Source organism: Thioclava sp. UBA3469 (assembly GCF_002378135.1).
Classification (GTDB): Bacteria; Pseudomonadota; Alphaproteobacteria; order Rhodobacterales; family Rhodobacteraceae; genus Thioclava; species Thioclava sediminum.
The window spans coordinates 37,630-48,291 of record NZ_DFRG01000027.1 but is presented as its reverse complement, the minus strand read 5'-3'; the positions used below and the strand labels follow the sequence as shown (position 1 = coordinate 48,291).

The following is a 10,662-nucleotide window of genomic DNA, read 5'->3' as shown; positions in this document are numbered from 1 at the left end:
CGGCGGGTAATCCCCTGCCGACGCATCACGTCGTAAAAGGTTTCGATCGCAGGCAAAGTGTCCCTCCCTCTGTGATCCCGATGACCGGATTCTCCCTCCTCCCGAGGGGAATACGCATGTGTGATCTCAGGATTGGCAGGTCGGGTCCGCGAACAGAACGAAATAATGACAGGTTGTCGCAGGCGCGAATTCCTGTTTGTTTTCGATATGTTGCCGGTCAAAACCCCGGTGCGGCGCGGGGCCGCACTGGTACGTCAGTGACCAGCTTTCCGGGATTCCGGTCAGTCTCTTTCCGACTGCGCCGCAGCAATCACCGCCTGCCCCAGCGCCAGCGAGCCGTCATTCGCCGGCAACGTGCGATGGCGCAGCACGGGCAGATCGCCCAGCACCGCGCAGGTGAGCCGATGCAGCAGCGCGTTCTGATACACGCCGCCCGTGAGCGCCACGGCTTTCGCCTCTCCACTTTCGATCAGCGACCGCGCCCGGCGGGCAAAGCCCTGCGCCAGCGCCGCATGGAACCGCAGCGCGATGGACTCGGGCGCGACCCCTGCAGCAAGGTCGGCGGCGAGCGCCTGAAAAAACGGTCCGGTCTCGAGCACACCGCCCGCATCCGAGAACGCATAGGCCCCGGCCTCCGCCGACTCCCCGTGTGCCAACGCGTGCGCAGCCAGCGCCTCAAACCGCATCGCGGCCTCGCCCTCATAACTCTGCCGCATCGGGCAAATCCCAAGGCAGCCCGCCACCGCATCGAAGAGCCGCCCCGCCGACGACGACAGCGGCGCGTTGATCCCCTTCGCCGCCGCCTGACGCGCCAGATCGCGCGGGGCCTCCGGGAACAGCCTGTCGGCCAGCCCCGGCAGCCCCGCCGCATCGAGCCGCACCAGCGCGTTGCGCCACGGTTCTGCCTGCGCCCGGTCACCGCCGATCAGCGGCGCGGGCTCAAGCCAGCCGCGCCGCGCGAACCCAAGGTAATCGCCCAGCAACAGCTCGCCGCCCCAGACCGTGCCATCGGGCCCCAAGCCGAGCCCATCGAGCACGATCCCCACGACCTTGCCGCCCTCCAGCGGCCAACCGTTCTCGGCAATGCAGGCGGCGAGATGCGCATGGTGATGCTGCACCTCGACCAGATGCAACCCGTCGCGCGCGGCCCGTTCGGCCCCGTGGCGCGAAGCCCGAAAATCGGGGTGCAGATCCACAGCCACCACCTCGGGACGATGATCGAACAGAGCCGCATAATCTGCATCTGCCTGCTCGAACGCCTCCCATGTCAGCGCCTCGTCCAGCTCGCCCAGATGATGGCCCAGCAGCGCCTGCCCGTTCTTGATCAGGCAGATCGCGGCCTTCATCTGCCCGCCATAGCCCACGACTTGCGGCGCGCCCTCGAACCCTTCGGGCAGCGGCAAGGTGCCCGGCACCTGCCCCCGCGCGCGGCGCAGTACCATCGGCGGATCTGCCCGCACGACGCTGTCATCGAGCCGCCGCGCAATGTCGCGGTCATGCATCAGGAAGGCATCGACGAAGCCAGCCAGCTTCTCGCGCGCCTCACCGTTGCCGATCACCTGCGGCTCGCCCGAGAGATTGCCCGAGGTCATTACCAAGGGCCGGCCCTCTTCCCCCCGCGCCCATTCGCGAAGCAACAGATGATGAAGCGGCGTATAGGGCAGCATCCAGCCGAGGCTGTCCTGCCCCGGCGCCACCGCCTCGGGCAAAGCCTCCCCCGCCTTTTGCAGCAACACGATCGGCGCCGCAGGATCGCGCAGCAATTCCGCCTCCGCTTCTGAAACCTGGGCATAGCGGCGGATGGTCTCGATCTCGCCCATCAGCGCGAAGGGCTTTGCAGGCCTGCGCTTGCGCGCCCGTAATAGCGCCACCGCCTCGGCATTGCTCGCATCGCAGGCGAGATGAAACCCGCCCAAGCCCTTCACCGCGACGATCCCGCCACCCTGCAAAACCGCTCCGAGCTCTTCGGCTCGACGCTCTTCCCCGCCCATCTCCAGCCACACCCGCGGCCCGCACTCGGGACAGGCGATCGGCTGCGCGTGAAAACGTCGATCCGCCGGGTTCTCATATTCCGCGCGACAGGCCGGACACATCTCGAAGGGCGCCATTGTCGTCTGTGCCCGGTCATAGGGCAGCGCGTGCAGGATCGTGAAACGCGGCCCGCAATGGGTGCAGTTCGTGAATGCGTAGTGCCGCCTGCGCCCGTCGCCCCGGATTTCCGCAAGACAGTCCGGGCAAGTCGCCGCATCCGGCGTCACCCGCGTCTCGGCCCCCGCCCCCTGCGAGGCCACGATCGCGAAGCCCTCAGGCGCGGTGTCGAACACAAACTCCGACACCTCCACCGCATCGAGCCGCGCAAGCGGCGGTGCCTCATCCGAGATCGCCTCGGCCAAACCGTCCAGTGCCCCCGCCACCCGGATCAACACGCCCTCTGGATCGTTGAGCACATGGCCCGAAAGGCCGCGCTCCTGCGCAAGCCGCCAGATGAAGGGGCGGAACCCCACCCCCTGCACCTGCCCGCGCACCCTGATCTCGAAACCCTGCATCTTCCTCTTGGCTCAAATATCCCGGGGGTTCGGGGGCAGAGCCCCCATTTTCGTCAACGTATCTCGCCCTCCGGCGACGGCAGGCACCGCGCCCCCAACTTACTCAATGCACCGTGCAGACCATGCAGGGATCGAAGCTGCGCACGATATGCTGCACCGAGACCGGCGTGGTCTCGCCCGCGCCGACCGGCGCACCGACCAGCGCGGCCTCCAGCGGGCCCGGCACACCCTCCGCGTCGCGCGGGCTGAAATTCCACGTCGTGGGCGCGATGATCTGATATGAAGCGATGCGCCCGTCCTCGATGCGCAGCCAATGGCCCAGCGCGCCGCGCGCGGCCTCCACCAGCCCCGCGCCCTGCCCTGCCTCGGGCAAATCGCCCTGCACCATGAACGCAGCAGCCGGGTGGATCCCTTTCGCAAGCCCCTCCATGAAGGCTTGCGTCCGCGCCAGTTCCAACAGCCGCCCGGCGACCCGCGCCAGAACGCCGCCGCCCGCCAGCGCACGCGCCAGCGGATGCCCGTCCACGAGCTGCCGCGCGAGCGCGCCGGTCTCCACCGTCTGACCGTTCAGCCGCGGCGCCTTGCACCAGCTGTAGGCGGCCTCGCGCATTGCCTCATCGGGCCGTGTCTCGCCCTGCCAGGGATGGGCCTGCGCCCCCAGCATCCACGCATGGCTGAGGTCTTCCGTGATTGCGCCGAAATCGACCGCGCCCAAGGCTCCGTCCCACAGCCCGCGCCCAAAGCCGAACCCTTCGGCCAGCGGATAGGCTCCGAAGCTCATATACCGCCCCGAGCCGCTCCCGAGCCGGTCCAGATCCAGATCGGCCGCGATACGCAGGAACAGCCCCGCATCGCCGGTCTCCCACGCCATAAGCTGATCGACGGTCTCGATCGCACAGAAGACCTCCAGCGACCCGCCGAAAACCACCTCCTCCAGATAGCGGCGGAAGGCGCGCAACGTCGTCTCGATGCGCACCTTGTCGCGCGGTCCCGGCGCGCGCGTGACGCCGCCGGGCTGGATCGCGAGCGTATGGGGCCATTTGCCCGCCATCAGCCCGAGGATATGCATCAGCTCGGCCCGCGCGGCGACCGCGGCCCGCTGCGCGCCGCCCTCGGCGGGAGTGAAGCGCGCCACCGCCCGGTCGAACCACGGCCTGTCCGCATACACGGGGCGGATGAAATCGGGCATGAAGAACAGGTTGAAATGAAACAGGTGGTCCGAGACATTCTCGACCGCATGGATCAACGCCGCCATGGCCGCGCCCTGCGGCGTGGGCTCCAGCCCCATCGCCGCGCCCAGCGCGCGCGCCGCCGCCGCGGACTGGCTGATCGAGCAGATGCCGCAGATCCGCGGCGTGATCGTCAGCGCATCGCGCGGGTCTTTGCCTTCCAGCATCCGCTCGAACCCGCGATAGAGCGGCGAGTTCACGCGGGCCTCAGCCACCGCGCCATCGGCGAGGTCGAGATGCACTTCCAGATCGCCCTCGACCCGATTGAACGGGCCCACGACAAGGCGCGGCGTCTCTGTCATCTGCGTCCTTTCGGCTTGCGGATCGTCGGCGTCACCTCGACCCGGTCGGCAACCGCGTTCTTCGCGATCCGCTCGGGCGTCGCCGCCTTCGACAGCGAGGCGAGCGCCATGAACCATGCCTTTGGCATATCGGTCGGGAGGCCCACCGGGATGCCCGCGATCTTCGGCGTCTCGGTAAAGGAATGGCGCGGTTCCTCGAATTCGGGCGCGGTGCAGTTGATGCAGGGGTATCCGCCCGAGGTACACGACCCGTCACCGTTCCACGGCCGGATATTGCAATCGCCCACGGCCTGCGTGCCGATGCAACCCAAGTTCTCCATCATGCAGCCGATATCGGATAGCTCCACCGCCGAGGCCTTGTATTCGTAGAACTCGTTTTTCGAGCAGCCGTGATGGACGAGATGCTTGGCGTAGAACAAAGGCCGCCCGAAAGCGTCGAGATCCTCCGCACCCAGCGCGCCTTCATTGAGCAGCAAAAGCGTCTCGGTCACCCAGTCGGGATGGGTCGGGCAGCCCGCCACGTTGATCACCGGCAGGCCAGAGCCCGAGCGGAACTCCACCGGCAGCGCTCCGCCCGGCAGCGCGCCGTCATATTGCACGCCGACCGCATCGGAGGGGTTGCCGCCCGCCGAGGTCACGCCGCCATAGGTCGCGCAAGTGCCCACCGCGACCACATGACGGGCTTTCGGCGCGAGGCTCACCACCCAGTCGAGCATCGAGCGCCCGGTGCCGGACACCATCTGGAACTTCCCTGTCCCGCGCGGTCCGCGCGCGATGGAGCCCTCGATGGCCAGCACGTCCAGTTCGATCTCGCCGCTCTCGACCGCCTCGAAAATCGCGCGCACCTCCGCCCCGGTTTCGAGGCTGACGGTCGGGTGCCAGAGGAACTCGATCCCCGCCCCGCCCAGCGTGTCGAAGACATTCGGGGATTCCGCGCAAAGGAGCGACATGGTGCAGCCGCCGCAGCCTGCCGCTTGCAGCCAGAGAACCTTCATTCCGCCCCCTCGCCCAGTTCCAGATCGAAGGAGAAACAGGCCCCGCCCAGCGCCGACCCTTTCGGGCAGAGCCGCAGACGCCCGCCATGCTCCTCGATGATCTTATGGCTGATCGCAAGGCCCAGCCCCGTGCCCGCACCCACCGCCTTGGTGGTGAAGAACGGATCGAAGATCGCCTGCGTCAGTTCCTCGGTCACGCCGGGGCCATTGTCGCCAACCGACAACGTCCCGCGTCCCTCCATCACGCGCGCATCGACCTCGATCCGGCCGGTGCCCTCTTCCAGCCCCGAGAGCGCGTCGATCGCATTTTGCACGAGGTTCATCACGACCTGTTGGATATGTCCCTGCCGACCGCGCACCTGCAGCGTCCCCGCGCCGGTGAAGGCGATCTCGACCCCGGCCTTGGAGCCGCGCTGCACCCAGTTCGCCGCCACCCGCGCGGTCTCGACCAGATCGAAGACGACCATCTCGCCCGAGCCTTCGGCACTCAGCCGCCGCAGATCTTCGACGATGTCGCGCACCCGTTCGGCCCCGTCGCGCGCGCCCTCGATGGCCGAGCGCAGGTTGCGGATTTCACGGTCGAGCTTCAGCTCCTCGCGCAGGGCGATCAGTGCCTCTCGATCCGCTCCGGCCTGCACTTTCTCGAAATAGGCCTCGAACTTGCCCGCATAGCGTTCCAGCGCATGGGTATTCGCGTAGACGAAGGAAATCGGGTTGTTCAGCTCATGCGCGACGCCAGCGAGAAGACGGCCCAGCGAGGCCAGCTTCTCGTTGCGCACCAGCTGCGCCTGCGTCGATTTCAGTTCTTCGTGGCTCTGCTCCAGCTCGGAATAGGCCTGGCGCAATTCGCCCAAGGGCCGCCCGGTCAGCACGTAGCCCGCGATGCGGGAGCGTTCGTCCATACGCGGGCTGATCGACAATTCCAGCGGCGCGGGCCCTTCCGGCCCGCTCAGCGCCGCTTCGATCGTCACCGGCTTGCGGGTATTCGCAGCCTCCGCCAGCCCGCGATCCAAGGCCTCGACCGAGCGCGCGTCGAACATGCCTGCGAGCTTGCGTCCGTGCCAAGCGCCGGGCGGCTCGCCAGTCAGGCTTGCGACCGAGGCCGAGGTTTCCAGCACCTCGCCCGAGCGCGAAATCACGATCAGCGCATCCGAAACCGAGGCGAGGATCGACCCGAGGAAAGAGCGCAGATCCTCCAGCTCGTGGTTCTGCTGCTCCAGCCGCTCCTGATAATCCACCAGATCGGCATAGGTCCGGTCGACCGCCGAGAGCACATCGAACCAGACGTCTTCGCCCGCCCCCTCATCCGCGCCCGGCGCGTGGCGCAACAGCCCGGCCAAGGTCGGGTCCAAGGGGTGCTGGCTATCGGGTGCGGACTCGCGCGACATGACACTCTCAAAGCCGGGCGCAACGGGCGCCCATCCCTTATCGCTAGCCCATTCGCAGCGCTCAGTCCATGATCTCGGCTCCCGCACCGAGGGGCGGATTTCGTGTCAAAAGACGCACCATACCCCAAGATGACCTTCCGTCAGCCCGCGCCTCGCCCTCTTGGCAAGGGCGCGCGCTTTGCCAAAACTACAGCGCGAGCGCAAACAGGCGGGTGACTTGGCGCGTCCGGCGCGGCGGGAACCCGAGGGAGGACGAGATGCGGGGATGGAAAGCGGTGCTTGCCGGGATCGGCGGGCTTGTCGTGGCGGCGGTGCTCTATGCGGTTATGGTGCCGCCGGAGCTGCTGCGCGTGGGCGCTGGCTATAGCGCGAAGATCACCTGCTCGGCGGAAGCGCTGCAAGGCCGTGACCCCGATGAAGTTCTCGAAACCGATGTGCAGGCGCCGGGCAACCCGTTGCTGCGCGCCTTCTGGGTCAGCACGGATCGCCGGGCAGGCCGGGTCCGAGCCGCCTTCGCCGGGATCATCGCGCCCACGACCGCCGAGGAGCGCGTGGGCCTTGGCTGCGCGACCTACCCCGATGGCAATCTGGCCGACGCCGGCGATCAAAGCGCCCCGCCCGCGCCGGGGCCCAGCAAAAGCGCCGCCCTCTGGCCCACGGGATCGAAAACCGACCTGACCGGGCAAGGCCGCTTCGATGCGGTTTTGCGCGACGATGCACTGACCGGACCGGGTATGCGCGCGGTGGTGGTGATCAAGGATGGCAAGCTCGTGGCCGAACGCTACGGCGATGGCTTCGATGCGACGACGCCGCTTCTGGGCTGGTCGATGACGAAGACCGTCACTGCGGCCCTTGTCGGCACCGCGATCGAGGCGGGCAAACTGCGGATGGACCAAAGCGACCTGCTGCCCGAATGGCAGGGCGACGACCGCGCGAAGATCACCGTCGCGCAGCTGATGTCGATGTCGAGCGGGCTGCGCTTCAACGAGGATTACGGCGACGTCTCGGATGTGACCCGGATGCTCTATCTCGAGCCGGACATGGCGCAATTCGCAGCATCGCAGCCGCTCGATCACCCGCCCGGCACCCATTTCAGCTATTCCAGCGGCACCGCCGTGCTGCTGTCGCGCATCTGGCAAAATGCGGTGGGCGACACCTCCACCGCGCTCGCCTGGCCGCGCCGCAAGCTGTTCGATCCGCTCGGGATGAGTTCGGCCACGCTCGAGACCGATGCCTCCGGGACTTTCGTGGGCAGCTCCTACCTCTACGCCACTGCGCGGGACTGGGCGCGCTTCGGCCAGTTCCTGCTACAGGATGGCAAATGGGATGGTCGGCAATTGCTGCCCGCCGAATTCGTGCAACGGATGCATGCACCCGCCCCGACCGACGGGGTCTATGGGAAGGGCATGACATGGCTGGCTGGCCCGAGCGATCAGCAGAAAGCTGGCGATGACGCGCGGTTCGGGCTGCCCGCCGACACCTATTGGCTAGAGGGGCATGACGGGCAGACCGTCACCGTGGTCCCCTCGGCCGATATGGTCGTGGTGCGGATGGGACTGACGCCGTCGGACCTGAACTACCGCCCACAGAAGCTGGTGGCGGCATTGCTGGAGGCGGCAAAGACCACCACTCAGGCCTCGTCGAACATCCCTTCGAACAGCGCCGAAGACAGGTAACGCTCGCCCGAATCCGGCAGCACGACGACGATGGTCTTGCCCGCGTTCTCCGGTTCGCGCGCGAGGCGCAGGGCCGCAGCCGCAGCCGCGCCGCAGGAAATCCCGGCGAGGATACCCTCTTCGCGCGCCAACCGCCGGGCGATCTCGATCGCCTCGTCATTGCTGACCTGCTCGATCCGGTCCACCAGATCCATGTCGAGCACCTTCGGCACGAAGCCCGCCCCGATGCCCTGAATCTTGTGCGGACCGGGCTGCAGCGCCTCGCCCGCGCGGGCCTGCGACAGAACCGGGCTGGCTTCGGGCTCGACCGCGACCGAGATCACCGGCAGACCCTTTTCCTTTTTCAGATAACGCGAGACGCCGGTGATCGTGCCGCCCGTGCCGACGCCCGCGACGAAGATATCGACCACGCCATCGGTATCCTCGAAAATCTCCGGGCCCGTGGTCTTCGCGTGAATCTCGGGGTTCGCGGGGTTGTTGAACTGCTGCAGCAACACGTAACGGTCGGGATCGGAGGCCGCGATCTCCTCGGCCTTGGCGATCGCCCCCTTCATGCCCTGCGCGCCTTCGGTCAGCACGAGCTTCGCACCATAGGCCAGAAGCAGCTTGCGCCGTTCGATGCTCATCGTGTCGGGCATGGTCAGGGTGATCGGGATGCCGCGCGAGGCGGCGACGAAGGCCAGCGCGATCCCGGTATTGCCCGAGGTCGGCTCGACGATCTCCTTGCCGGGACCGAGCACGCCGCGTTCCTCGGCATCCCAGATCATGTTCGCACCGACGCGGCATTTCACCGACCACGCCGGGTTGCGCCCCTCGATCTTGGCCAGAACGGTCGCGCCCGCGCCCTCGGTCATGCGGTTGAGCCGCACCAGCGGCGTGTTTCCGATGCTGAGCGAATTGTCTTCGTAAATACGTGCCATGCGCGCGCTCCCTTCCTGTCATTTGCCGCGCCATCAAAGAGCAACACGCGCGGAAGGGAAAGACGAAAGCCTCGCATCGCTGCGAGGCTTCCACTTCTTTACCGGGCAACTGGCAGCACCCGGAGCTTTCCGAACGCCGTTACGAGAAGGCTAAATCCGGCGGACAGTACGAGCCGTGTCCGTCATAATCGTCATCCTTGTGTCCGCGACCGCGGCCGCCATGCGTCAGATCTTCGAGAGACCCCAAATGTTTCAATTTGGGTCGCTCATACCGGATGGCGTCATTTTTGCTTCGAGAATTTTCAATCACCACATATACCCCCACGTTTGATTGAATATAGAAAGGGTTACACAGCTCTGATGAACCGCTAGCGGTTTTTGCGGCGATTCAATCCGCGGTTGCGCGCGCATTAAAAAGTCACCCGAAAATGCTTAAAAAACGCGCATTTACGGGCTGGATTCCTGATTTTAATGGAATTGCGATCGGCGGCGGCTGGCCGAAACCCCCTGCGCAAGACACGAGGGAATCGCCTGACCGTCAGCTATTCGCGGCGGAACGTCCTGCTTTCACACACTTAATGCGTGTTAATTTCAGTTACTTACTCTCGGCAAAGTGGCATCTACAGAGGAATGAGCGCGGCCGACAAAGCGCACGGCATTCCGCTTCAAGATCGCCTTTGGCTGGAAATTCCCCGGAACCCCGTTCGCCGCAATTCCCGCCTTCTGGAGCGCCTCGATCCGTGCCGAACGCGGTATCCGCAGAACCTCGCCAGCCAGAAATGCGTCCTTCGCCTCTGGCGAGGTTCGGCCCCAGATCGCCCGTTGAAGCCGCGTGATTGACGCCTTGAGATCAAGCTCGCGACGCAGCCACCCTTTGTCGAGGCCCAGATTGCGAGTGGTCGATGTCTCGTTCTCTGCCCACGCGGCCAGCCGTTCGCGACAGACATAGACAGGTTCGGAGATCAGAGCCGTGCGCAGATATTCCTCCAGCGTCGGGATCGTATCGACCTTCACCGCCAGACTGCCCTTCATATTTCGCGACCAAAACAGCGCACCGTTCGACACGCCGATCGACCCGAAGATCGCCAGATGAACCTCTTCGGGCATATAGGTTCGCTCGTCATAGACATCATCGAAGATGCCCTTGTCGCCGAGATAGGCGTTGGGCGTCCGGCTTTCGTGTTCGATGACCTGACTCAGCATGCAGAGGTTCACCCCCTGCTGGGTGCAAATCTCGTGGCCTCGCGCAAGGTATTCCGGGAAGACTTGGTTGTCGTCTTCCAGCATGCAGAAGTAATCGGCCTTGTAGGGGTTCTCCTTGAGAAAGCAGTCATCGAGATTGCGCGTCATGTATTTCTGCGGGCGGTTCTGCACGTAGTGAACCCGCGGGTCGCCAATCTCTTCGACCATCGCACGACCGCTCGCATCGGGGCAGTCGTCGCGCACTTCACAGACCCAATCCTCGAAGGTCTGCGCCTGAAGCGTGCCTATGGCACGCCGCAACAGGTCGGGGCGCCGATAGGTCGGCATTCGCACGAGCGCTAACGGCATTGGAACACCTTCCTCGTCGAAAAGAGGTCTGACCGGCCGCGGCACGCCTGACGTT

General features: G+C 65.9%; 7 protein-coding genes. 1 reads left to right on the top strand and 6 read right to left on the bottom strand.

What is annotated here, in order from left to right:
* Window positions 1–281: 281 nt before the first annotated feature.
* The 4 genes from hypF to B3D39_RS02230 form a co-directional block, all read right to left on the bottom strand.
* A complete protein-coding gene (gene hypF, locus B3D39_RS02245) occupies window positions 282–2,546 on the bottom strand; it encodes a carbamoyltransferase HypF (RefSeq protein WP_274961502.1) in 2,265 nt (754 codons plus the stop codon).
* Window positions 2,547–2,649: 103 nt separating this feature from the next.
* Complete coding sequence (locus B3D39_RS02240) at window positions 2,650–4,077, bottom strand: nickel-dependent hydrogenase large subunit (RefSeq protein WP_274961503.1); 1,428 nt, start codon at window positions 4,075–4,077, stop codon at window positions 2,650–2,652.
* On the bottom strand, window positions 4,074–5,072 hold the full coding sequence (locus B3D39_RS02235; RefSeq protein ID WP_274961504.1) for a HupU protein: 999 nt from the start codon (window positions 5,070–5,072) through the stop codon (window positions 4,074–4,076). The genes B3D39_RS02240 and B3D39_RS02235 overlap by 4 nt, the downstream gene beginning before the upstream one ends.
* A complete protein-coding gene (locus B3D39_RS02230; protein WP_274961505.1) occupies window positions 5,069–6,460 on the bottom strand; it encodes a sensor histidine kinase in 1,392 nt (463 codons plus the stop codon). Before B3D39_RS02230 ends, B3D39_RS02235 begins: the two co-directional genes overlap by 4 nt.
* A gap of 257 nt (window positions 6,461–6,717) precedes the next feature.
* Here B3D39_RS02230 and B3D39_RS02225 point away from each other — a divergent pair, with 257 nt between their 5' ends.
* The gene (locus B3D39_RS02225; RefSeq protein WP_274961506.1) at window positions 6,718–8,136 is read left to right on the top strand and encodes a serine hydrolase domain-containing protein; all 1,419 of its coding nucleotides are present in this window, start codon (window positions 6,718–6,720) and stop codon (window positions 8,134–8,136) included.
* On the opposite strand, the gene cysK is transcribed toward B3D39_RS02225, so the two are convergent.
* On the bottom strand, window positions 8,091–9,056 hold the full coding sequence (cysK, locus tag B3D39_RS02220) for a cysteine synthase A (RefSeq protein WP_274961507.1): 966 nt from the start codon (window positions 9,054–9,056) through the stop codon (window positions 8,091–8,093). The two genes, B3D39_RS02225 and cysK, sit on opposite strands and share 46 nt — an antisense overlap.
* Window positions 9,057–9,647: 591 nt before the next feature.
* Window positions 9,648–10,607, bottom strand: coding sequence for a glycosyltransferase family 2 protein (locus B3D39_RS02215; RefSeq protein WP_274961508.1), 960 nt, complete (start codon window positions 10,605–10,607; stop codon window positions 9,648–9,650).
* Between the last annotated feature and the right edge of the window lie 55 nt (window positions 10,608–10,662).

Coding starts and splice junctions, on each gene's coding strand:
- hypF (WP_274961502.1), bottom strand. CDS start 2,546: ATGCAGGGTTTCGAGATCAGGGTGCGCGGGCAGGTGCAGGGGGTGGGG.
- B3D39_RS02240 (WP_274961503.1), bottom strand. CDS start 4,077: ATGACAGAGACGCCGCGCCTTGTCGTGGGCCCGTTCAATCGGGTCGAG.
- B3D39_RS02235 (WP_274961504.1), bottom strand. CDS start 5,072: ATGAAGGTTCTCTGGCTGCAAGCGGCAGGCTGCGGCGGCTGCACCATG.
- B3D39_RS02230 (WP_274961505.1), bottom strand. CDS start 6,460: ATGTCGCGCGAGTCCGCACCCGATAGCCAGCACCCCTTGGACCCGACC.
- B3D39_RS02225 (WP_274961506.1), top strand. CDS start 6,718: ATGCGGGGATGGAAAGCGGTGCTTGCCGGGATCGGCGGGCTTGTCGTG.
- cysK (WP_274961507.1), bottom strand. CDS start 9,056: ATGGCACGTATTTACGAAGACAATTCGCTCAGCATCGGAAACACGCCG.
- B3D39_RS02215 (WP_274961508.1), bottom strand. CDS start 10,607: ATGCCGTTAGCGCTCGTGCGAATGCCGACCTATCGGCGCCCCGACCTG.